This is a genomic window from Noviherbaspirillum sp., from assembly GCF_036563305.1.
Lineage (GTDB): Bacteria > Pseudomonadota > Gammaproteobacteria > Burkholderiales > Burkholderiaceae_D > Noviherbaspirillum.
The window spans coordinates 32889-54225 of the sequence record NZ_DATCMQ010000014.1; the positions used below are offsets into that span (position 1 = coordinate 32889).

The window sequence follows — 21337 nt, forward strand, 5'->3', positions numbered from 1 at the left end:
GAGGATGCCGAGACTTACTTGCAGGTCGTGCAGACGATGATCTGGTTGTCCACCGCCACCACGCCCGGTACCTTCTTGGCGACGGACGGCGCCTTCAGGAAGGCGGCGACGGATTTCACTTCACCTTTCAGCCTCACCTTGCCCTGGGTCGTGTCGACGCTCAGGTTCGCACCGCCGATTTCCGGATCGGCAGCCAGCGCGTCCTTGACGCCCTTGGTAATCGCCTCGTCACCGGATGTCGCCGCCCCGGCCGCCGGAGTGGCGGTTGCTGCGGCGTCCGACTTGCCGCCTCCCATCGCACCGCAGCCCGCCACGACAAAGGCGGAGAGCAGCAAGGCAATCAATTTGGTCGTTTTCATTGGTTTCTCCTTCACTTTTTAGGTAATGCATCCCGGGCAATAATCTACCTTGGATTGGCATTTTATGCTGAATGCCGATCAGCGCGGCGCAGCTCGGGCGTGCGACCGCGCTGATCCGGTGCAGGAAAGCATGGTGGATGCCTCCGTCGCGCAGAATGCCGTCGCAAGGCACGGCCGGCATGAGGACGCGCGGTAACGGCCCAGATGCCAGCAGCGGCGTGTAGTGGCGGGGCGGCACGACGGGGCGCATTGCGTCGAACAATCGATATGCCTTATAAAGAATACTCTTGACTTATTCTTTATAAAGAATATTCTTGTCTTATTACCGATCCGGAATACCCTCGCACCGGGAGCCTGCAGCATGAAGACCGCTATCGCCACCTCGGGCCAGCTCGGCCCGTTCCTGAAGCGCCTGCGTACCGAACGCGGCCTTTCGCAGACGGCCCTCGGCCAGAAGATCGGCCTGTCGCAGGAACGCGTTTCCAAGATCGAGAACCATCCCGAGAACGTGACCTTCGACCAGATCCTGACGTTGCTGATGGCCCTGGACGCCATCCTGACGGTGGAGCCGCGCGAGCAGGCGGCGGCATCTTCCCGGCGCACAAGGGCAGCCGACAAGGACGCGTGGTAATGGCGGGCCGCCCTTCCCGCACCCGCCATCTCGACATCTGGATGAACGGGCTTTTGGTGGGACAGTGGAGCGTGTCCGCCGCCGGGGTGCAGCGCTTCGCGTATCACGCGTCATGGCTCGACGACGCCGCCAGCCGCCCCCTCTCGCTGTCGCTTCCGCTTACGCTCGGCACGCGCCCCGAGTCCGGCCCCAGGGTGGCCGCGTATTTCGACAACCTCCTGCCGGACAGCGCCGCCATCCGCAATCGCGTGGCACTGCGCCACGGCGCCGCCTCCACCCAGCCTTTCGACTTGCTGGAGAAAGTCGGCCGCGATTGCGCCGGCGCCGTGCAGCTGATGCCGGCGGGCAGCGCGCCTCCCGAGGTGCGGAGGATCACCGGGCGGCCGCTGACGGAAGCCGACATCGAAGCACAGCTGGACGCGACCGTCGCCGCCGGCGGCATCGGGACGCCGGCGGACGAGGACCTGCGGATCTCGATCGCGGGCGCGCAGGAAAAGACCGCTTTCCTTTTGCATGACGGAAGCTGGCACCTGCCGCAGGGAGCGACCCCGACCACGCACATTTTCAAGCTGCCGATGGGAGAAGTCGGCGCCATGCGCGCCGACTTCTCCACCTCCGTGGAAAACGAGTGGCTCTGCGCGAAGCTCATGCAGGCCTACGGACTGCCCGCCGCGCAGTGCGAGATCGCGCGCTTCGGGCGCCACAAGGTGCTCGTGGTCGAGCGCTTCGACCGCAGGCGGATGGCGTCGGGCTGGATCGCGCGCCTGCCGCAGGAAGACTTCTGCCAGGTCTTCGGCATCGGCCCGGCACAGAAGTACGAGGAGAAAGGCGGGCCGGGCATCGACGCCATCCTGGACAAGCTGCGCGGCAGCACCGAGCCGGGTACCGATCGCAGGCGCTTCCTCACGGCGCAACTGCTGTTCTGGATGCTGGCGGCGCCGGACGGGCATGCGAAGAACTTCAGCATCCATCTGCTGGCCGGCGGCCGCTTCGCGCTGACGCCGCTGTACGACGTGGTCTCCGCATGGCCGGTCATCGGGCCCGGCGCGCGCCAGTTCCAGTGGCCGAAGGTCAAGCTGGCGATGGCCGTGCGCTCGCGGAATGCGCATTACCGGATGAAGGACGTGCAGCGGCGGCACTGGAATGCGGTCGCCCGGCGCAATGCCTTGGGACCGGATTTCGAAACGGTGATCGAGGATGTGCTCGCGCGCACCCCGGCGGTCCTCGACCGGGTGGCCGCCAGCCTGCCCGCGGACTTTCCGCAGGCGGTGGCGGAGCCGGTCTTCCGCGGCATCGCGGCGCAGGCGCAGCGTCTGGCGGGGGCGAGCTAAGCGGAAAGTCAGGCCGCCAGCGCCCGCAGTGCCGCGACGTCGACGATCTCGATGCCGCCGCGCGACAGGCGCACCACGCCGCGCGCCTCCCATTGCCTGAGGATCTGGTTCACGCTCTGCCGGGACAGCGACAGCATCAGGGCGAGCTGCTCCTGCGAGACCTGGATGGTGCGCCGCGTGCGGTCCTTCCACTCGCCGTAGCCCTCGGCGATGGCCACCAGCCTGCGTGCAAGACGGCCGGCCGCAGGCAGCAGTGCCCAGTCCTCGAGTACCAGGAAGGTGGCGCGGAGCTTCTGCGACAGCAGCAGGCCGAAATCCCGCCACCACTCGGGGCAGCCGCGCAATGCGGCGAGCAGCGCATCCTGCGGTATATGCAGCAGCACCGTGGGTCCCTCCGCCCATGCGTCGTGCGTGCGCGACTGGCCGTCGAACAGCGCGATCTCGCCAAACCAGTGCGGCGGCTCCACCAGTGCCAGCAGGGCCTCCTTGCCGGACGGCGAGGTGCTGGCGATGCGCACCGCGCCCTCCGCCACGCAGTACAGTCCGTCGGGCGGATCGCCCCGCGAGAACAGCAGCGTGCCGCCCTCCAGCCGCCGCACTTGCGCCAGCTGCCCCAGGCAGTCCTGCAGCGCGGCGGGCAGGCCATGGAACCAGCTGCCGGCGCGCATCGTCCCGAGGTATTTGCCGCGTTCTCCCTGCATGTCTGCGCGCCCGTTCCGTATGTTGTCAACCCAGGCGATTGTCGCCGATTTCGCGCTAAGCCTGCAGGACGGCGACGTTCAGGGTGCCGCGAGCAGCAGCCTGCCGGTGCGCACGCGCTGGGGATGGTCGCCGACCGGGACGCTGGCGACTTCCTTGCCGCTTTCGAAGGAGATGACCGACACCCGGTCCTGCTCGCTGACCGAGATGTAGCAGTACTTGCCGTCCGCGCTCTCGGTTGCCCAGTACGGCTTGGCGCCGAGCGGCGTCGGCGACAGCTGGACCGCCGTGTACTTGAAGCTGGCGCGGTCGACGATCGCGGCATAGCCGGACATGGTGGCGGCCACGCACAACCTGGTGCCCTCGGCATTGATTGCGAGTCCGTGGTGCGCCGAGTTGAGCTGGTACTTGCGGTAGGGGAGCGCGGCGATCTCCTCCGGCACCGGCAGGTCGAGCGCACGCGTCACCTTGTCGGCGGCCACGTCGTATTCGAACAGGCCATGGAAGAAGGACACCTGGAAATACACGTGTTTCTCGTCGGGCGACACCGCCATCGGCCGCACCGCCTTGTCGATCCACGGCCGGCCGAAGGCGGCCAGCTTCTCGCCCATGTCGATGCGCTTCAGCACCTTGTAGCTCTGCGCATCGACCACCTGAAACCAGCGGTCGCCCTTGATCCAGTCGAGCCAGGACGCGGTGGTCGGCACGTAGACCTTGCCGATGCTGGCGTGGTAGATGCGCTTCCCGTCCTTCGAATAGGTGTTCTCGTGCGGCTGGTCGCCGGAGGCGAACTCGCCGACGATCTTTCCGGTCGCGGTATCGATGGCATGTACCTTGCGCGCGGTGGATGCCGACACCAGGAAGATGCGGCCGTCCGGCGAGATCGCCGCATGGTCGGCGCGAATCCCTTCGACCGGCGTGCGCCAGGCGACCTTGCCGGTGGCGACCTCGATGGCGACCACGTCCGCGAAACTGGGCCGGGATGCGTAGATGAAGCGGCCGTCCTGCGAAGCGAAGAGATCGTCGACCAGCTGGTCGTGGCCTTCGCCGATGACCGAGCGGATCAGGTGGAAGCTGGCGCGCCGAACGAGTCCGGCGCTGTTGATCTCTTCCATGCGCTCCTTGCGGTCGGGCGCGATATCGATACGCTTGAGGACCTTGAAGGTATGCGGGTCGAAGATCTCGGCAGTGCCGTCCCAGTTGCTGCCGACGAGGACGACGTCGCGCAGGACGGGCGCCGGCTGGGCGTGCAGGGCGCCTGCCGCCAGCACCGTGGCGGCGCATGATGCCAGTGTGAAGAGGGTTCGCATGTCTCGGATGTTTGAATAGTTATGCCTGGGCGTCGCGCCGGAAGCGTTCGCCGCCGCATTTTGCGGCGGCCGCGGGCGACGCTCTGTCGGCTTCCCGACACAAGACCCAGATTCCCTCCCCCGCCATCCGGCCGGCATTCCCCGGGGTGACGCGGGGCCTTGCCCGCCCTGCCTACTCGATGGTCACGCCGGCCCGCTTCACGATGTCCTGCATCGCGCGGTGGTCCGTCTTCAGCAAGGTGGAGAAGCGATCGGGCGTCATCGCCTCCGGCTCCGCGCCCTGCGCATGGATGGCCTGGATCATTTCCGGCGTAGCCAGCAGCTTGTTCACTTCGCCGTTGACCCGCGCCACCACCTCCTTCGGCGCGCCGGCCGGCATGAAGATGCCGTACCAGGTGCTGACGTCGAAGCCCTTGTAGCCCGATTCCGCGACGGTCGGGACCTCGGGCAGCGAAGTGCTCCGTCGGGCCGAGGTCACGGCCAGCGCCCGCAGCTTGCCCGCCTTGATCTGGCTGAGCGCGGAAGGGACGGACGACAGCGCCAGGTCCACCGTCCCGGCCATCGCATCGACCAGGGCCGGACTGGAGCCCTTGTACGGAACGTGCACCAGCTTGATTTTTGCCGCAGTGCCGAGCGCCTCGCCGGCCAGATGGATGGTGGTGCCGTTGCCGGGCGAGCCGTAGGCGATGGTGTCCGGCGCGCTGCGCGCCGCCGTCACGACGTCGGCCAGCGTCTTGAACCTGGAGTTGGCGGCGGTGACGATGACGACCGGCGTGTAGGCGACGTGCGCCACCGCGCTGAAGTCGCGGACCGGGTCATACGCCAGCCGCTTGTAGAGCCAGGGCGCGACGGCCATGTTGTCCTTCTGGCCCATCAGCAGCGTATAACCGTTGGGCGCGGATTTCGCGGCTTCGCCGACGCCGATGGTGCCGCCCGCGCCGCCGCGGTTTTCGGCGACGATGGTCCACTTGTTCGCTTCGGCCAACTTGTTGGCCACGATGCGCGACAGGATGTCGGTGCCTCCGCCCGGCGGGAAAGGGATGATCAACTTGATCGGCTCCGCCGGCCAGGTCTGGGCGTGCGCGATGGCGGCGCAGCCGAAGATCGCGGCGGCGGCAAGGAACTTCCTGACGAGGAATGGCCGGCGCGGGCCGGCGGGCGTGGCGGAGGTCTGGATCGTGGTGCGCATGGGATGTCCGGGGTAAGAATCAGGTGCGGCGTCTTGAGAGGAATGAAATGCAAGTGTGCCATGAAACCGCCCCGGCCCGGTTGCGGGTGGATGGCGGTGGACGCGGTCGATGGCGCCGCGCATTCCCGGGGCGACCGGCTCAGCCGCCACGCGTCCGGCAGGGCGCGAGCAGGTCCAGTCCATCCGTGTAGAACGTGCTTCTCGCCGCCATCATCCCCAGCAGCGTGTGGAATACATGATCGTGCCCGATGGCCTTGTCCCGCTGGTGGCGAAGGCAGGCGGAATCGATGCCGAAACGGCTCCTGTAGCCCTCCGACATCCATAGCATGAACGGAATCCGCTTCTGCTCTTCCGGCGCGCTGGCATATGGCGCGCTGTGCAGGAACAGGCCGTTTTCCCCCAGCGATTCGCCGTGGTCGGAAACGTAGATCAGGGCGCTGTCGGTCTGCGCCGCGTCCCTCGCCAGCATGGCGATCATCGTCGACAGCAGGTGGTCGGTGTAGTGGATGGTGTTGTCGTAGGCATTGCGCAACTCCTCCGCGCTGCAGGCGCCCAGGTCCTTGTTGCGGCAGGCAGGCGCGAACTTCTGCATTGATGCCGGATAGCGCAGGAAATACGCGGGGCCGTGGCTCCCCATCTGGTGGAAGGCCAGCAGGCTGTCCGCGCTCACTGCCCTCAGCCTCTGCGGCAATCCCACGAGAAGCAGCTCGTCGAGGCAGGATTCGTCGCCGCACAGGTCGGGACGGGTTTCATCCGGCAGGGCGACCTTCCGTACCCCGCGTCCGGGATCGAATTTCGCCGTATTGTTCGAACGCCACTCGACGGCAACGCCTGCCGTTGCAAGCGCGCCGAGCACATTGTGTGCACCGTCGTAGGCCGGCAGGGAAAAGCGGTTGCGGCCGAGGTGGGACAGCATGCAGGGCACCGATACCGCGGTGGAGGTGCCGCACGCCTCGGCGCGGGTGAAATAGGTCAGGTTGTCGATCCGGGACAAGCCGGGGTTGGTGGGACGGGCGTAGCCGCCAAGCTGGAAGTTCTTGTGGCGTGCCGTTTCGCCGACCACCAGGAACACCAGGAGCGGCCTCGCGTGCGGCGGTTGCGCAATCCGCCACGCCTGCCCGGCCGGCGCCGGCTCTCCGGCCCGCGCGCTGGCCAGCAGTGCCACGCGCAGGTAGTCCGCCCCGGCGACGACAGCCGCGCCGGGCACGGCAAGCCGCCGCAGTTGCTCCTGGTCCAGCACGGCGGCGCGCAGGCGCGGCATGGCGGCCAGGGCAAGGGCGGCCATCGCCGCGGCGATGGCCAGGAAGGCAAGGCGGTGCTGAAGCTGCCTGCGCAAGCCGATCGGCGCAATCTGCGAGCGCGCCACCAGGAACACCGGAACGACACCCAGTCCGATGATGTAGACCAGCAGCCGCGGGGTGAGCAGGCCCATCACTTCCCTGCGGTCGGTCTCCCCCAGGTTGCGGATCATGCCGGCATCGATCACGACGCCGAAGCTGTCGGCACAGTAGGCCGCCATTGCCCCGACCGGTAACAGCAGCGCGGCAACAATCTTCATCGGCAGGCTGCCCGGAATCAGCAGCAGTGCACCGGCGTACGCCAGCAGGAGAAGCATGCCGAGGCTGGCAAGGTGCAGGACATCGACCGCCCCGCCTGCGCCGCTTGCGAGCGCCGTACTCCAGAAGCGCTGGTTGAATGCAAGCAGGAACATGCCCGCTGTCATCAGGGCGAACGGGACCGGCGAGCGAAAGCGCAGCATGCGCTTGTCCGCCGCCGGGCGGCGGCGCATTACGGGGATGACGGCATGTATTAACGACAACGCGGACACCTTCCATGAAAACAAAGAGGGTTGCGACCGCCCGTGATCCGCATGTTCCGGCAGCGCAAGATGTGCATGCCGCCATTTGTGCAAACGCAGGAGATGCACAAGTCGTATCGGGAGGCCCCAATGGCAGGACATATGATCTATGCACTTGTTCGATGTAACTGCATGGATAGGAACTCTGCGTCAATGAGGCTAGATTGCACGTCCACCCCTACCGCCGGACCGGTCGCCATCGACTGGACTTCCGCCGCCCGTCAGCAGATCGATGACCACCTGCATCTCCTGCTGGAGGCAGCCCATCCCTCCCGTGTGACCGAGGCGATGCGCTACGCCGTGCTGTCGCCAGGCAAGCGCCTGCGGCCCCTGCTGATGATGGCGGTGGCGGATTTCCTCGGGGCCAGGCGGGACAGCATCGTCCCGGTCGCCTGCGCCGTCGAGATGATCCACGCGGCGTCGCTCGTCCTCGACGACCTGCCATGCATGGACAACGACCGCGAGCGGCGCAACCGGCCGTCCACGCATGCCGTGTACGGCGAGGACTGCTCGATCCTGGCGGCGGTCTCGCTGCTGATGCATGCCCATGCGATTCTCGCCGGCCACGACGGCCTGCCGCCCGCGGTGCGCCTCAAGATGATTCACCTGCTCTGCGAGACGATAGGATCGAGCGGCCTGTCGCTCGGCCAGTACATCGACCTGGCCTCGAAGTCCGCGCCGGCGGCGCCCGATGCGATCACGAACGTCCATCACCTGAAGACAGGCATCCTGTTTCTTGCCGCAGCGCGGGCGGGCTGCCTGATGTGCGACGCTTCCCCCGCCCAGGAGGCGAAGGTGCTTGCCTACACCACGAGTCTGGGCCTCGCGTTTCAGCTGAAGGACGACCTCACCGATATCGATGCGCCGGGCCTGAACCTGGCGTCGCGCATCGGCGTCTCGAATGCCGAGAGGCAGTTCCAGCGGCATCTGCGCCGGGCGCACGCCGCCATAGAGGGAGAGGACTGCGCGGAAGTGCTGACCAGCTTCACGAACGCCGTCTTCGCGCGGCACTGAACCGGTTCAGTGCATGCCGGCCTTGGTCCACAGGCCGGCACGCGGCGCCGCCGCGCGTCGGCGCGCCTTTACCCGCGCCGACGCCGCCAGCGCCAGACCTCCGCACACGCGCCACAGCTTGCGACGGTCCGACACCTGCATGCGGCGGTTGCCGGAGGCGGGGTTGGCGCGCAGCAGCAAGCCGATGTCACGATAGATGAGCAAGGCGCTGCCGATGGCCCAGGCGCAACGCCAGGGAAGCCGGGCCAGGCCGATGCGGGCCGACGCATAATACGGCTCGGCATGGGCGACCAGTTCGCATGCCAGCGCATGCAGGGCCGCCGCATGCCGGGCGTCCTCCGCTTCCGCGGGCAATACTCCCATGCGGTCCAGCCATTGTTCCGGCAGATAGCAGCGCCCTACCTGCAAATCCTCGCGGATGTCGCGCGCAATGTTGGTGAGCTGGAAAGCGATGCCGAGATCCGCGGCGCGGTGCAGCACCTCCGGATCCCTGACGCCCATGATGCAGGCCATCATCACGCCGACCACGCCGGCAACGTGATAGCAGTAGTGCAGGGTTTCATCGAACGTCGTGAAGCGGGTCTCCGCCGCGTCGAGGGCGAAGCCGTCGAGCAGTTCGAACAGGTAACGGCGGGGAATCGCATGCCGGCGCAGCACCTCCGCCAGCGCGGCGAAAGCCGGTATATCGCTGCCATGGCCGTCGCACACGCGGGCGGTTTCTTCCCGCAACAACTGGAGGCGTGCCGACTTGTCCGTCTTGCTCAATTGCTGCTGCCCGTATCCCAGCACCTGCCCGTCGATGACGTCGTCGCAATAGCGGCACCATGCGTAAAGCATCATGACGCTGCGCCGCATCTCCGGTGCGAACAGCGTGGCCGCCCGGGCGAAACTCTTCGATCCCTCGCGGATGCTGTGTTCGCTGTATGCCTCCAGGCTTTCCGTCATGCGGCGCTCCTTTGCAGGACGTCATCGAGGATCAGGCGCGCTGTGGCCTTGGCCGAGCCGACCACGCCGGGGATGCCCGCCCCGGGATGGGTGCCGGCGCCGACGAAATACAGCCCCTCGATGTCGCGGTCCTTGTTGTGGGTCCGGAAGTAGGCGCTCTGCCAGAGCACCGGCTCGAGCGAGAATGCGGAACCGAGATGCGCATTCAGCTCATCCCTGAAATCGCATGGGGTGAAGATGCGGGACGTCACCAGGTCGCGCCGCAAGCCGGGGATATGATGACGCTCCAGGTAGGCGAGGATGCGGTCGCGGTAACGTGGTCCCTCGATGCCCCAGTCGATGTCGGCATTGCCGAGGTGGGGTACCGGCGCCAGCACGTAGTAGGCGCTGTGCCCCGGCGGCGCGAGCGTCGGATCGGTGACCGTGGGCGCATGCAGGTAGAGCGAAAAATCCTCCGCCAGCGTCTTGCCGTGGAAGATGTCCTTGAGCAGCTCGCGGTAGCGCGGTCCGAACAGCACCGTATGGTGCCGCAGGTTGTCGCGCACCCCCTTGAGGCCGAAGTAGATCACGAAGAGCGACATGCTGAAGCGCTTCCTGCGCAGCGCCGCGGCCTTGCGCTGCCCGACGCGGCTGCCGCGCAGCAGCCGGTCGTAGGCATGCACGACATCCGCATTGCTGGCGGCGACGGTGCAGGCGATCGACTCCCCCGTGCGCAGCCGCACGCCGCGCACCCTGCCCTGCTCGACGACGATCTCGTCCACCTCGGCATTGAGCCTCAGCTCGCCCCCGAGATCCTTGAACAGCCTGAGCATGCCGTTGACCAGTGCGCCGGTGCCCCCTTTCGGAAAGAACACGCCCCACTGACGCTCCAGCGCATGGATCAGCGCATAGATGGACGAGGTCTCGAAGGGATTGCCGCCGACCAGCAGCGAATGGAAGCTGAACGCCTGCCGCAGCTGCGGGTCGCTGATGAACCGCGAGACCATCCCGTACACGCTGCGGTAGCTCTCCAGCCTGATCAGCTGCGGCGCCACGCGCACCATGCTGCGAAAGTCCGGAAACGGGACATGGCCCAGCTTGGTATATCCCTCCTCCAGCACTGCCGCCGAATACGCGAGGAAGCGGCGATAGCCGCCGACGTCGGCCGGCGACTTGGCGCCGATCTGGCGGTCGAGCTCCGCCTGGTCGTTCACATAGTCGAAGCAGTAGCCGTCCTCCCAGCACAGGCGGTAGAAGGGACTGACCGGCAGCAGGGTCGCGTAGTCCGACAGCTGGTTGCCCGACAGCGCGAACAACTCCTCCAGCGCGGTGGGATCGGTGATGACCGTCGGTCCGGCGTCGAAGGTGAAGCCGGCATCCTCGTAAACGTAGGCGCGGCCGCCGGGCTTGTCGCGCCGCTCCAGGATCAGGGTGTCGATGCCCGCCGACTGCAACCTGATGGCGAGCGCGAGCCCGCCGAAGCCGCTGCCGATCACGATTGCCTTGCTCATGTCCGCTCCCCTGTCCGAAAGGCCGCCCGCAGGGCCGGCAGCACCGGAACCGGCGGCTTGCCGGAAAGGATGCGCAGCTCGTCGAAGCGGTTCAGCTGCCCTGCATAGAACCGCTCGATGAGCGCCTGCGGCAGGGTGTAGAAACGTTGCAGGACGCGGTAGCGCAGCGATGCGGGACCCGCGAAGAACAGCATCCTGTTCAGCAGGCGCATGAAACCCTGGCTGTGCCATTGCGCGACCGAGTAGTCGCGGATCGCCTGGTAGACCGCGTTTGCATCAAGTAGCGGCAGCCCCGCGATCCTGTCCGCGAGATTGACTGCGACCGGCAGCGAGTAGCCGGTGGTCGCGTGGAACAGTCCGGCGCGCAGCCCGCTGCACGGATGGCGCCTGCACGCTTCTCCCCAGAACGCGTCGATGTCGCCCGACAGCGCGATGGGCAGGATGCCGGTCTCCTCCCTCGCCAGCGCCGCGACTTTCCAGCCGCGAGCGGCGACGTAGCCGGCAATCCGGGCCCGGGCCTGCGCCTGGTCGAGCTCGGGCGCATTGCTGTAGCAGGTGTCCTCGACCAGGATGCGCTTGGGCGCGAACGGCAGCGTGTAGACGAAGCGGTAGCCGCCATCCTGCGGCACAGTCGCGTCCATGATGACCGGCAGCGCCTGTTCATGCGGCGCTTCCAGTTCCAGCTCCTGCCCGAGGAATTTCTGGTAGGCGTAGCGCATGTGGGGCGAGGCGAGATGACCCCTTCCATCCACGACCGCGCCTGCCGCGAAGCGCCTGCCGTCGATGCGCACGCTGTCGGCTTGAACCTCGGTCACGGCTGCGCCGCAGATCGCCGCCTCGCCCAGCAGTTGCGACAGGACCGCGTGGAAGCGCGACGACGTGATGCTGTGGCAGGCGGTGTCGAGCCTGCGCCAGTGCCCCGGGAAGCGCACTTCGTAGCCCGGCCAGGAATGGACCACCGCGGGCCGCAGCCAGGCATGCTGCGCGGCCGACAGGTCCTTCTGGTAGAACGACCAGGTGTGGTTGCCGCCCAGCCGCGGCGCCTGCTCCACCAGCAAGACGCGCAGGTCGGGGCGCAGGATCTTCAGCCGCCAGGCGATCAGTCCGTTCGCAAGTCCGCCCCCGACGAGGATCAGGTCATGCATGGGCAAGCTGCCTTTCGATGATGTCGCACGCGCGGCCCGCGCCGTCCTCGTCCCGCGCGCGCGGCGCCAGTGCCGCCGCATGACGCCGCAGCGCGTCATCCCCGGCGATCTTCTGCAGGGCGCGGGCAAGGCGCGCGCGGCCGGCGCGCTTGCCATGGATGACGGTCGCAGCGCCGAGGCGGGCGAGACGCAAGGCGTTGTCCAGCTGGTCATGGGCGTGCGGCACCAGGATCTGCGGCACGCCGGCGCGCAGCGCCTTGAATGCGGTACCGATGCCGCCGGCGTGCACGACGACGGCGGCATGCGGAAAGATCTCCTCGAAGGGTGCGTAGTCGACCCGCATCGCCCAGTCGGGCAAGGGATCGGGCAGGCGCCCGGAAGCAGCCAGCCCGCTTGTGATCAGCAGCGCGCGCATGCCCGCGATGCCCGCCGCATGCAGCGCCTCGCGGTAGAAATCCCCCGCATCGTTGCTGGCGGACGCCGACAGGGTGAAGATCGCCAGCGGCCTGCCTGCCTGCGCCAGGAACGCCTGGAGCGACGGCTGCCGCCGCACCGCAGGAGAAACATAGTCGGCCGTACCGGTCTGCACCGTCGCGCCCGGCCAGTCAGGGCGCGGTTGGCCGAGCAGCGGGGAGAACATCGCCAGCACGCACGCGGGAGAATGCTGGCCCTCGTACATCGGGTGCGGCTCGCCACCGATCCCCAGCGAGGCGCGCAGCCGGAAAACCGGCCGCACCCATTCCGCCGTATGCCGCCGCACGTAATGGAAAACCTGCGCATGGATGCGGGGGGAACGCTCGCACAGCCAGGGCAGCAGCGGCACCGGCAGGTAGTTGGGCCGGTCGTGGAGGGAAAACAGCGTCATTGGTTGCAGCACCGCCGACACCCAGGGTATGCCGGTCCTGGCGGCAAGCAGTGGCGCCGCCAGCGCCATCAGCGACTGGCTGACCAGCAGGTCGGCATCCGCCGCCGCGCGGGCCAGGTCGTCGTAGCTGTCGCGGATGGCGGGCGCGAGATAGTGCTTGTAGACGAACTCGCCGCCGGTCTTCGGATGCATGTAGCGTGCATGGAAGGCAGCGCTGTTTTCCGGGTCGGGCCGCATGTGCCGGAAACCCAGACCGGCCTCCAGCACGGCGGCCTGGTGGTTGGCGCTGGTGGCGACCGTCACGCGGTGCGTCCGGCGCTGCAGTTCGCGGCCGACTGCCAGGAACGGGTAGAGGTCGCCGAGGGAGCCGGCGGTGGCGATGACGATATGGCGCTGCTGCATGGGACGGTTCATCCTCTCCTTCTGTGGGCAGGGAGACGCCACCACGGAAGATCCGGCCGCAGGTGGTGTTCGTGGTGGTAGCCGAAGTGGAAGCAGGTCAGCAGGGAGGCGATGTAGCCGTAGCCGCTGCTGCGTGCGTTGTGCCGGTCGGGGAAGGCGGCGCCGCCTGCCCCGTGCCGGTGCGGCAGGAAGGTGCCGAAGTAGAACAGCTGGTACGACGACAGCAGTCCGGGAAGGGCGAAGAACAGCAGGATGTTCTCGACCGGCGCGCCGAGCAGCATGCAGGCGCCCACCCGAAGGAGCATGACCACGCATTCGCGCCGCCGGAAGTACATCAGCATGAAGCGGCCGTACCACGGCAGCGCGGCCGACGGCGTGCGCGCGGCAAAGTCCGGGTCGTCGCCGGTGCCCGCGTGGCGGTGATGGGCGTGGTGCATGGGCACCAGGTCGCGATAGGTGAACCCGGCATACAGCCAGACGGCCACGGCGCCGATACGGTCGCAGATCTTGCGGTTGCCCGGCAACAGCGAGCCGTGCATCGCGTCATGGGCGACGATATAGATGCCGACCGACAGCCAGGTCTGGATGGCGACCAGCGCGATCACCAGCAAGGGCGGCGACAAAGGCGCGAAGAACACGCCGTAGACGTGAAGGCCGAGCCAGGCCGCAATGAGCGGGACGGCAAGCGACAGGCCGACCCGCCCCTGTCGCTGCGGGCTCATGTCCTGCTCCGGCGGGCGCGCAACTGCCTGCGCACCGTCTCGACCGGCGGCGCATACAGGAAGCCGAAGGAGACGCCGCCCTCCCTCTCCCGGATGGCATGGTGCAGGCGGTGTGCCGTCACAAGGCGGCGCAGATAGGCGTTCTTCGGCTGCCATTTCATGCCGAAGCGCCGGTGAGTGACAACGTCGTGAAGCAAGCCGTAGAGCACGCCGTAGAGCGTGATGCCCAGCGCGATCCACCATATCGGCTGGTGGAAGCCGCCGAGCGCGAAGAGCAGCACGGTGGCGCAGGAGAACACAACGCCGAACCAGTCGTTCCTTTCCCAGCCGGAACCCGGGCGGGCTTCGTGATGCGACGCGTGCCAGCGCCATCCGGTGCCATGCATCACGTGCTTGTGGAAAAGTGTCACCGCCAGTTCCATCAGCAGCAGCGTCGCGATGACGAGGACAAGGTGGGACAACTGCATACCGGAAAGGAACCCATTGAAGTTCGGCAAGCCGATCCGGCCGGCCGGGTTGAAGGACCATCGCGCGCGTCTATCCCGCCTGCACGGCGGGCCGCACCGGTCAGACAAGAAGAAGATACGGATGGTGCCGGATTTATTGCGCGCGCCTGCAGACGCGCGTCAACGAGTCGTCGTCGGTATGTTCGGGAATATCGCGGATCGTGCGATCAGGGCTGTCGCGCTGCTGCCCCGCCCTGCTCCCGCAGCGGCCGGTAGGTCTCGCCGTGCCGCATGACGAAGAAGGCGTCGTCCGGCACGCCCTGCGCCTGGCGGGCGATGGCCAGGTCCCGCGGGGCCTGGTCCAGGCGTTCCTGGCCCATCGGAAAGGTGCCCCAGTGCATGCCCACGCTGCGCCGGATGCGCAGCTCGCGGTGGATCTTCACTGCTTCCTCCGGACTGACATGGGAGTTGCGGTACCAGACCGGCTGGTAGGCGCCGATGCCGATCGCGGCAAGGTCGAAGCCATCGAAGCGGGCGGCAATGTCCTGCACGTCCTTCGAATACGCAAGGTCGCCCGAGAAGAAGAAGGAGAAGCCCGGGCGCCGGACCGCATAGGCGCCCCACAGGGTGGTGTTGCGGTCCCACGGCGTGCGCGATGCCCAGTGAAACACCGGAAGCAGGTGCAATTCCAGCCCGCGGAATTCCGCCTTGTCCCACCAGTCGAGCCTGACGATGCGGGAACGGTCGCCGCCCGTGACGTTCTTTTCCAGCCACAGGTCGACGCCCAGCGGCGCGTAGATCATCGGCGCCCCGCCCGGCTGCCGGTACAGCGCGCGCATGGAGTCGATGGAAAGGTGATCGTAATGGGCGTGGCTGATCAACACGGCGTCGACATGCGGCAGCTCGGCCAGCGCCACGCCCGGCGGCTGGTGACGTTTCGGACCGGCAAACGGCAGCGGCGACGCGCGGTCCTCGAAAACCGGGTCGGTCAGGATATTGACGCCGGTGCCGGTCTGAAACAGGAAACTGGCGTGGCCGATCCAGGTCAGCGCCGGCTCGGTCCGGTTCTGGTGGATGAAGGCGAGATCCGGCTGCACCGGCAGGATGGGTGCGAGCGGTTCCCGGCTTTCGCTGCCGGTGGTCCAGTTCTTCAGGCGCGTCATCCAGGTTTCGATGAAGCCGGTCTCGGGACGCTGGTAGGCGGGATTGGGCGGATAGTTGTTGACGAAGCCCTGCGGCGTATGGTGGCGCTTCCCGGCGTCGTAGTAGGGATTGACGTTGGTGCAGCCGGTGGCGGCGAGGATGATGGTCAGTGCCGCCAGGGCAGTCTTGTGGCGCATGTGGAAGAGCAGGGTCCGGTGAAAGACGCAAGTATAAAGGCGACTTCGCCGGGTTGCCGGCCGCCGCCTTCGCGGCCGGCCGAGGCTAGAATGGCCCTTCCCATCTTGCGCGCCGCCTCTGACATGAAAGACCAGAACCGAACGCCGCCCTGGCTGCCCAAACCCTTCACGATCGCCATCCTCGACGGCGATGCCTGGCTCGGGGAAAGCCTGGGCCGTCTGCTGGACGACGGCGGCTGCCGCGCCACCGCCTTTCACGATGCCGCTGCCTTCCTGCTCGCCCACTCCAGCCAGCCCTTCGACGCCTATGTGCTGGACTTCCTGGCGGACTGGCCGGCACCGGCGACGCTGCCGGCGCTGGTGTCGGAAATCTGCGCAGGCGGTGATACGCCGGTCTTCATCCTCGGCAATTTCATTGCGCCGGAGAGCGTTCCCGGCCTGGGCGAGATCCTGATGCGCCACAAGGCCCGCTACCAGTTGCGGCCGATACGCGCCGACTATCTCGCGCGGCAGATTCGCGAGGCGCTTGCCCTGAAGGCCGGACTGAAGCAAAGCGTTCACACGCGGCACCGCGGAGTACAAGGATGCACGGGCGCGGCATGCCGACGCGACCGGCGCGAACGTTCCGTCGTTCAGTCGCGTGCATCACGTCGCCGTGCTTTGCCCATGCAGGTGCAACTGCAGGATGGTATCGCTGCCTTCATCACCCCCTTTATTTCGTCGTACTGCCGCCGCCGTACATTGACTTCCGACCTTGGGCGCGGCGATTTTCCGCAAATTAATGCCGCAATGAAGGATTTGCCGCAACGCTGCCGGAGATACTGACCGGGGACATGTCAACGTTCTGTCGCCGGGGTTGTGATTGAACTTCAATTTACTCCGTGCAGTCCATTTGCCTGAGTGGCATCTCTGCCAACTCCTTGCGTCGTTGCATCCTTTTCTGCGTGGCCCCAGCACCCGGCCATCGATGCCGCGCGAGCCGCAATAAAAATATTCGGAGGAGCAAACCGTAATGGCATCGTCGATGCTCGGGACCCCGTCGTGCAGTGCCCGGATGGAAGCAATGCGCTTGCTTCCGGACGGACCCGCCGCGCGAGTGGCGCGGTTCGCGACGCTGCATCGTGTGCTTCGCGCCGTCATGCTCTTCCTCCTGCTCGTCTCGGGCAGTGCCTTTGCCGCCGCCGCGCCCGCGCTGACCATCGATCCGGGTACCCATACCGCCGCCATCCGCCAGCTTGCCGTCGATCCGGAAGAACAGCTGCTGGTCACGGCGTCGGACGACAAGACGGCCCGGGTGTGGGAGATCGCGACCGGCCGCCTGCTGCATACCTTTCATGTTCCCGTCGGCCCGGACAACGTCGGCCGGCTGTACGCCGCCGCGATTTCGCCGCAGGGGCGGCTTGCCCTTGCCGGCAGCACCGCCGCCGCCGGCGGCATCCACAGGATCTATTTCTACGACCTGCACAGCATGGCCTTCGTGAAGTCGATCAATGCGCGCGGGGGCGACATCAAGCGCCTGCAGTGGTCGCCCGACGGCAAGCTGCTTGCCGCCGCTTTCGCCGGCACTTCCGGATTCCGCATATTCGACGACGAAGGCCTGCTGGTGCACGAGGAACGGCTGCCGGCGGATGCGTGGAGCGTCGCGCTATCCCACACCGGCCTGCTTGCGCTGCCAGTCTCCGACGGCACCGTGCGGCTCTACGGCATCGCCGGACAGGTGCGTCTCCTGGCGACGATGCGCGCCAGCCTTCCGGACCCGCGCGGCGTCCAGTTCTCACCCGACGGCAACCTGCTTGCAGTCGGTTACCAGTCGCGCACCTCGCCGCAGCAGGTGCAGGTCGATGTCTTCGACGTGATGACGCAGGCGCTGGCACGCTCGTTCGTGTTCGACGATATCGAGCAGGGCAACCTGCGCAACGTTGCCTGGCAGCGCGACGGCTCGGCGCTGTTCGCGGGGGGCTCCGGCTATCGCGGACGGCGCGACTTCATCGTCAAGCGCGTGAGCTGGCCCGAGGGCGTGGTCAGCGAGGCGCACGCCGCGGGCAACTCGATCACCGACCTGCTGCCGCTGACCGACAACCGGGTGCTGTTCTCCACCGTCGAACCCGGCTGGGGCGTGCTGAAGGACGCGCGCCCGGTCATCGCGGCGGGACCCAAGGCGGCGCAGTTCTACGAGGCCGGCCTGCTGACGCTGAGCGACGATGCAAGGACGGTCGCCTGGCGTTTTGCACCCGGCGAGCCGCGCTTCTCCTTCTCCGTCGCCGAGCGCGACATGCAGGCCGGCGAGCGCGGGGCCACCCGCACGGCGCGGACGACGGCGAGCCGCCTCCCGGTGCAGGACTGGGAGAACTCCTACGACGTCACGGTGGCAAACAGGCCGGTCGCGCTTGCCCCCACCGAGATCTCGCGCGCGGTGGCGGTACTGCCGAACGAGACCGCGGCGGTGCTGGCCACCAGCCGCACGCTGCGCCGCATCCAGGCGGACGGCAAGGAAGCATGGCGGATCCCGCTGGCGACCGAGGCCCGCGCCGTCAACGTCAGCGCCGACGGCCGCCTGCTCGTGGTCGCCATGGCGGACGGCACGCTGCGCTGGCGCAGGACAAGGGACGGCGCACTGCTGCTGTCGCTGTTCGCGGTGCGCGACGGACGCTGGGTGCTGTGGAATGAGGACGGCTACTTCGACGCGGCCCCGGGCGCGGAGGAGCTGATCGGCTGGACCATCAACGGCCCGGACGGCGAGCAGGCGGAGTTCTCGCCGCTGGGCCGGTTCGGACAGAAGTACCGGCGGCCCGAACTGATCGACCGCACGCTGGCGGCGCAGTAGCAGGCGCCGGCATGGACCACAACCCGGCACCGCAGTCGCTGTCCGCGACGACGGCGATGGTGCCAGACAAGAAAGGAACTGCAATGAGGATCCGACCACAACAATTCTCCCGACGCCTGAAGACCACGGCGCTGGTGGCGATCGCCGCCATCGTGGTGGCATGCGGCGGTGGCGGCGGCGGCGGCGATGACGGCGTCTCTGCCGGCGCATCCAGCGGGCAGTCGGGCGCGCCGCAGCAGGCATCCTGCGTTGCCTACATCAACACCGGTTTCAACGGCGACATCAATGCGGTCTATGCGGACGGCTGGGGCGGCGTGCCGCAGAGCGGTCTCAACTACTGCGGCAGTTCCTCGCCGCTGGGGATTGACGGGGGCGGCGCAAGCGCCGGCGGCGGTGACGGCGGCGGCGGCGGTGCAGGCGGTGCAGGCGGATCGGGTGGCTCCGGCGGCTCGGGTGGCTCGGGTGGTTCAGGCGGTTCGGGCGCCGGCGGCGCCGGTGCGGGCGGCGGCGAAGGCAAGGTCGTGAACGCGCTGATGACGGTGACCCGGCTTTCCGACGGCGCGACGCTCGGCTCCGCCGTGACCGATCCGGTGCACGGACTGGTCACGATCCGTCCCCGCGCCTCCGACGGCCCGGTGCTGATCACCCTGACGGGACAGGCGGGAGCGCAATACTACGACGAGGGCATGGACAAGATGGTCGACTTCGGGCCGGGCCGGGTGCTGCACGCCCTGGTCGACCGGTTTGACGAGAACGTGGGCGTGACGCCGCTGACGGAGGCGGGATACCGCTACGCGCTCGACAACCTGCGGCCGCAGGGCAACGCGGCCGGCGACCTGCGCGGACTGACCGCCGACCAGGTGCGCGAAGCCAATGAAACGGTGCGCGCCGGATTCAATGCGACCGTCGACCCCGACCTGCACCTGGAGTCGGTGAAGACGCTGCCGACACCGATCGATAACACCAGCCCGGAAGATGCACTGCCACAAAACCGTTACGGCAAGGCAGCCGCCGTGCTGGGCGGCCTCGCAAAGGCCGCGGCGAAACGGCAGCCGGCCGCCCCGGCACCCGCGCTAGGCATCACCGAGCAGCTCGCCGCCGACCTCACGGACGGCAGGGTGGACGACGCAGCGCCGCCGCCGCCCTCGCCTGCGCAGCCGCAGACGCCGCCTGCCGCCGGCACCTACTACGACCGGTCCAGCCTGCGGGCGGCGCTGCGTGAAGGGGCTGCCGAGATGGTGAACCGGTTTGGCAGGCCGCGGCCGAGCGAGGGACGGGGCCCGGATCGCGGCGCGGGAAGCGGAGGCGACGGTGCGACCGGCGGGGGAGGCACGTCCGCGCCGGGCACGCCGCCGGCAACACCTGCCACGCCTGACCCTGCGCCGACCGCGCCAGCCCCGGCGACACCTGCCGTACCGGATCCGACGCCGACCGCGCCTGCGCCAACCACGCCGGCACCGACGGCTCCCGCGCCGGCCGATCCCGCGCCTGCCACCCCGCCGACCTCATCCGCGCCAGACCCGGCACCGGTGACGCCTCCGCCGGTCGTGGCCTCGCCGGAACCGACCCCGACCTCGCCGGCGCCCGATCCCGCGTCGCCGGCGCCAGTCGCCGGGTCGCCCGGAACCACGCCGGATTCCCCTGCCGCCGACCCGGCGACGCCGCCGGCGGCAGTCACCGCAACCTGAGCAGCGCCCGGCATTGCCGGGCAGGCTGTACCGGGCGCCGCCCCGCCAGGAGTGGCGCCCGGCACATGACGGCATGCGGGCGTTGAAACAGCTGGAACTTTGTTGCAAAGATGAGAACTAAGTCCCTCCTTCAGGCAACATTTTCCTTATGAAGCAGTTTCTTTCCTACGCACCCGATCGCCTTCTAGACACCCTCGCATCCTGGCTGCACGCGGCCAACGACAGGCAACTTTCCCGCCTGTTGCAGATTTCACTGCCGGTCATTCAAGGCATCCGCTCCGGCCGGATTTCCGTTTCACCTTCGCTGCTGCTCCTGATGGCCGAATGTGCCGGCAGGACGGTCGAGGAGCTGCGCACCGTTCTCGGCGAACGACGCATGCGCGCCAGGATGTTCCACAAGATACCGCCCATCCACCGGGCAGCGTGATGCTTCCCTTCCTGCCTTCCCCGGTCGAACGCGCGGCTTGCCCGCCGCCCCGCGGCGCCCGCGCTGGCGGGTGGTGCGCTGCCCCGTGCGGCGGCTACGTCTTCCGGCCGTGACGTACCGGAATCCCACGCCGGTCACCATCGGCATCATTCCCTCGACCGTTGCCGGCGAGCTGATCCTGGTCGAGCGTTCGGACGGCGGACTTGCCCTGCCCGGCGGCTACGTCGACGCAATGGAGGACACCGCGACGTCACTGACGCGGGAAGTACGGGAAGAAATGGGCATCGTGCTGCAGGCCTCCCGCTGGCGGCTGTTCTTCAGTTCGGTCACGCCGGACAACAAGCTGCTGCTGTTCTCCCGCTATCCCGAACCGGTGCCGCTGCCGTCCGGCTTCGCGCCGAACACGGAAGTGACCCGCATCCTGTCCGCCCCCTACGCCACGCCCCTGAAGTTTCCGCTGCATGAGGCGGCGATCCGCGCCTGGCTGGCCCGTCCGTCTTGGCAACGGGACTGAGGTGAGGCGCCCGCCGCGGCGCGCCGGTGCCGAGGCAGCGAACGTCCCCGTCTGGAAATCCCCGGCGCAACCTGGGCGCATACCAGCTTCGCCGCGCCGGCCGGCAACGCAGCCTGTCCGCTCAGGCACTCCCGCGGT

At 67.9% G+C, this 21337-nt stretch carries 20 protein-coding genes; 8 read left to right on the forward strand and 12 right to left on the reverse strand.

Going from position 1 to position 21337, the window contains the following annotated elements; genetic code table 11:
- Nucleotides 1-14: 14 nt before the first annotated feature.
- Nucleotides 15-359: a BON domain-containing protein gene (locus VIM12_RS12995; RefSeq protein WP_331942074.1), complete on the reverse strand. Its 345-nt coding sequence runs from the start codon at nucleotides 357-359 to the stop codon at nucleotides 15-17.
- Between the two features lie 361 nt (nucleotides 360-720).
- On the opposite strand from VIM12_RS12995, the gene VIM12_RS13000 reads away from it, so the two are divergent.
- Both VIM12_RS13000 and VIM12_RS13005 read left to right on the forward strand, forming a co-directional pair.
- Nucleotides 721-990, forward strand: a complete 270-nt coding sequence (locus tag VIM12_RS13000) for a helix-turn-helix domain-containing protein (RefSeq protein ID WP_331942075.1) — start codon at nucleotides 721-723, stop codon at nucleotides 988-990.
- Entirely contained in the window at nucleotides 990-2321 is a 1332-nt protein-coding gene (locus VIM12_RS13005; RefSeq protein WP_331942076.1) for a type II toxin-antitoxin system HipA family toxin, read from the forward strand. The genes VIM12_RS13000 and VIM12_RS13005 overlap by 1 nt, the downstream gene beginning before the upstream one ends.
- 8 nt (nucleotides 2322-2329) lie before the next feature.
- On the opposite strand, the gene VIM12_RS13010 is transcribed toward VIM12_RS13005, so the two are convergent.
- From VIM12_RS13010 to VIM12_RS13025, 4 genes are all read right to left on the reverse strand, one after another.
- Nucleotides 2330-3022 carry a Crp/Fnr family transcriptional regulator gene (locus VIM12_RS13010; RefSeq protein ID WP_331942077.1) on the reverse strand — a complete coding sequence of 231 codons (693 nt, stop codon included), beginning with the start codon at nucleotides 3020-3022 and terminating at the stop codon, nucleotides 2330-2332.
- Nucleotides 3023-3100: 78 nt separating this feature from the next.
- The gene (locus tag VIM12_RS13015) at nucleotides 3101-4330 is read right to left on the reverse strand and encodes a YncE family protein (protein ID WP_331942078.1); all 1230 of its coding nucleotides are present in this window, start codon (nucleotides 4328-4330) and stop codon (nucleotides 3101-3103) included.
- A gap of 172 nt (nucleotides 4331-4502) precedes the next feature.
- Complete coding sequence (locus tag VIM12_RS13020) at nucleotides 4503-5519, reverse strand: tripartite tricarboxylate transporter substrate binding protein (protein ID WP_331942079.1); 1017 nt, start codon at nucleotides 5517-5519, stop codon at nucleotides 4503-4505.
- Between the two features lie 139 nt (nucleotides 5520-5658).
- Nucleotides 5659-7278: a phosphoethanolamine transferase gene (locus tag VIM12_RS13025; RefSeq protein ID WP_331942080.1), complete on the reverse strand. Its 1620-nt coding sequence runs from the start codon at nucleotides 7276-7278 to the stop codon at nucleotides 5659-5661.
- Nucleotides 7279-7530: 252 nt separating this feature from the next.
- Between VIM12_RS13025 and VIM12_RS13030 the strand changes: the two genes are divergently transcribed.
- Complete coding sequence (locus VIM12_RS13030) at nucleotides 7531-8391, forward strand: polyprenyl synthetase family protein (RefSeq protein WP_331942081.1); 861 nt, start codon at nucleotides 7531-7533, stop codon at nucleotides 8389-8391.
- A gap of 6 nt (nucleotides 8392-8397) precedes the next feature.
- Here the strand turns inward: VIM12_RS13030 and VIM12_RS13035 are convergent, their stop codons facing one another.
- From VIM12_RS13035 to VIM12_RS13065, 7 genes are all read right to left on the reverse strand, one after another.
- Nucleotides 8398-9336: a phytoene/squalene synthase family protein gene (locus VIM12_RS13035; RefSeq protein ID WP_331942082.1), complete on the reverse strand. Its 939-nt coding sequence runs from the start codon at nucleotides 9334-9336 to the stop codon at nucleotides 8398-8400.
- Nucleotides 9333-10826, reverse strand: a complete 1494-nt coding sequence (locus tag VIM12_RS13040; protein ID WP_331942083.1) for a phytoene desaturase — start codon at nucleotides 10824-10826, stop codon at nucleotides 9333-9335. The genes VIM12_RS13035 and VIM12_RS13040 overlap by 4 nt, the downstream gene beginning before the upstream one ends.
- Nucleotides 10823-11971: a lycopene beta-cyclase CrtY gene (gene crtY / locus VIM12_RS13045; protein WP_331942084.1), complete on the reverse strand. Its 1149-nt coding sequence runs from the start codon at nucleotides 11969-11971 to the stop codon at nucleotides 10823-10825. Before crtY ends, VIM12_RS13040 begins: the two co-directional genes overlap by 4 nt.
- On the reverse strand, nucleotides 11964-13250 hold the full coding sequence (locus tag VIM12_RS13050) for a glycosyltransferase (protein WP_331942085.1): 1287 nt from the start codon (nucleotides 13248-13250) through the stop codon (nucleotides 11964-11966). Before VIM12_RS13050 ends, crtY begins: the two co-directional genes overlap by 8 nt.
- The gene (locus tag VIM12_RS13055) at nucleotides 13247-13960 is read right to left on the reverse strand and encodes a fatty acid desaturase (protein WP_331942086.1); all 714 of its coding nucleotides are present in this window, start codon (nucleotides 13958-13960) and stop codon (nucleotides 13247-13249) included. The genes VIM12_RS13050 and VIM12_RS13055 overlap by 4 nt, the downstream gene beginning before the upstream one ends.
- Nucleotides 13957-14421: a sterol desaturase family protein gene (locus VIM12_RS13060; protein WP_331942087.1), complete on the reverse strand. Its 465-nt coding sequence runs from the start codon at nucleotides 14419-14421 to the stop codon at nucleotides 13957-13959. Before VIM12_RS13060 ends, VIM12_RS13055 begins: the two co-directional genes overlap by 4 nt.
- 212 nt (nucleotides 14422-14633) lie before the next feature.
- Nucleotides 14634-15746, reverse strand: coding sequence for an MBL fold metallo-hydrolase (locus VIM12_RS13065; protein ID WP_331942088.1), 1113 nt, complete (start codon nucleotides 15744-15746; stop codon nucleotides 14634-14636).
- 90 nt (nucleotides 15747-15836) lie between these two features.
- On the opposite strand from VIM12_RS13065, the gene VIM12_RS13070 reads away from it, so the two are divergent.
- From VIM12_RS13070 to VIM12_RS13090, 5 genes are all read left to right on the forward strand, one after another.
- A complete protein-coding gene (locus tag VIM12_RS13070; RefSeq protein WP_331942089.1) occupies nucleotides 15837-16571 on the forward strand; it encodes a hypothetical protein in 735 nt (244 codons plus the stop codon).
- A 187-nt stretch (nucleotides 16572-16758) separates the two neighbouring features.
- Complete coding sequence (locus tag VIM12_RS13075) at nucleotides 16759-18570, forward strand: hypothetical protein (RefSeq protein ID WP_331942090.1); 1812 nt, start codon at nucleotides 16759-16761, stop codon at nucleotides 18568-18570.
- An 83-nt stretch (nucleotides 18571-18653) separates the two neighbouring features.
- On the forward strand, nucleotides 18654-20258 hold the full coding sequence (locus VIM12_RS13080; protein WP_331942091.1) for a hypothetical protein: 1605 nt from the start codon (nucleotides 18654-18656) through the stop codon (nucleotides 20256-20258).
- A 148-nt stretch (nucleotides 20259-20406) separates the two neighbouring features.
- The gene (locus tag VIM12_RS13085; RefSeq protein WP_331942092.1) at nucleotides 20407-20685 is read left to right on the forward strand and encodes a hypothetical protein; all 279 of its coding nucleotides are present in this window, start codon (nucleotides 20407-20409) and stop codon (nucleotides 20683-20685) included.
- A 109-nt stretch (nucleotides 20686-20794) separates the two neighbouring features.
- A complete protein-coding gene (locus VIM12_RS13090) occupies nucleotides 20795-21199 on the forward strand; it encodes an NUDIX domain-containing protein (RefSeq protein ID WP_331942093.1) in 405 nt (134 codons plus the stop codon).
- The last annotated feature ends 138 nt before the right edge of the window (nucleotides 21200-21337 follow it).

What these genes read in the sequence shown, in the direction of transcription:
- VIM12_RS12995 (WP_331942074.1), bottom strand. Translation starts at nt 359, where the DNA reads ATGAAAACGACCAAATTGATTGCCTTGCTGCTCTCCGCCTTTGTCGTG.
- VIM12_RS13000 (WP_331942075.1), top strand. Translation starts at nt 721, where the DNA reads ATGAAGACCGCTATCGCCACCTCGGGCCAGCTCGGCCCGTTCCTGAAG.
- VIM12_RS13005 (WP_331942076.1), top strand. Translation starts at nt 990, where the DNA reads ATGGCGGGCCGCCCTTCCCGCACCCGCCATCTCGACATCTGGATGAAC.
- VIM12_RS13010 (WP_331942077.1), bottom strand. Translation starts at nt 3,022, where the DNA reads ATGCAGGGAGAACGCGGCAAATACCTCGGGACGATGCGCGCCGGCAGC.
- VIM12_RS13015 (WP_331942078.1), bottom strand. Translation starts at nt 4,330, where the DNA reads ATGCGAACCCTCTTCACACTGGCATCATGCGCCGCCACGGTGCTGGCG.
- VIM12_RS13020 (WP_331942079.1), bottom strand. Translation starts at nt 5,519, where the DNA reads ATGCGCACCACGATCCAGACCTCCGCCACGCCCGCCGGCCCGCGCCGG.
- VIM12_RS13025 (WP_331942080.1), bottom strand. Translation starts at nt 7,278, where the DNA reads ATGCTGCGCTTTCGCTCGCCGGTCCCGTTCGCCCTGATGACAGCGGGC.
- VIM12_RS13030 (WP_331942081.1), top strand. Translation starts at nt 7,531, where the DNA reads ATGAGGCTAGATTGCACGTCCACCCCTACCGCCGGACCGGTCGCCATC.
- VIM12_RS13035 (WP_331942082.1), bottom strand. Translation starts at nt 9,336, where the DNA reads ATGACGGAAAGCCTGGAGGCATACAGCGAACACAGCATCCGCGAGGGA.
- VIM12_RS13040 (WP_331942083.1), bottom strand. Translation starts at nt 10,826, where the DNA reads ATGAGCAAGGCAATCGTGATCGGCAGCGGCTTCGGCGGGCTCGCGCTC.
- crtY (WP_331942084.1), bottom strand. Translation starts at nt 11,971, where the DNA reads ATGCATGACCTGATCCTCGTCGGGGGCGGACTTGCGAACGGACTGATC.
- VIM12_RS13050 (WP_331942085.1), bottom strand. Translation starts at nt 13,250, where the DNA reads ATGAACCGTCCCATGCAGCAGCGCCATATCGTCATCGCCACCGCCGGC.
- VIM12_RS13055 (WP_331942086.1), bottom strand. Translation starts at nt 13,960, where the DNA reads ATGAGCCCGCAGCGACAGGGGCGGGTCGGCCTGTCGCTTGCCGTCCCG.
- VIM12_RS13065 (WP_331942088.1), bottom strand. Translation starts at nt 15,746, where the DNA reads ATGCGCCACAAGACTGCCCTGGCGGCACTGACCATCATCCTCGCCGCC.
- VIM12_RS13070 (WP_331942089.1), top strand. Translation starts at nt 15,837, where the DNA reads ATGGCCCTTCCCATCTTGCGCGCCGCCTCTGACATGAAAGACCAGAAC.
- VIM12_RS13075 (WP_331942090.1), top strand. Translation starts at nt 16,759, where the DNA reads ATGGCATCGTCGATGCTCGGGACCCCGTCGTGCAGTGCCCGGATGGAA.
- VIM12_RS13080 (WP_331942091.1), top strand. Translation starts at nt 18,654, where the DNA reads ATGAGGATCCGACCACAACAATTCTCCCGACGCCTGAAGACCACGGCG.
- VIM12_RS13085 (WP_331942092.1), top strand. Translation starts at nt 20,407, where the DNA reads ATGAAGCAGTTTCTTTCCTACGCACCCGATCGCCTTCTAGACACCCTC.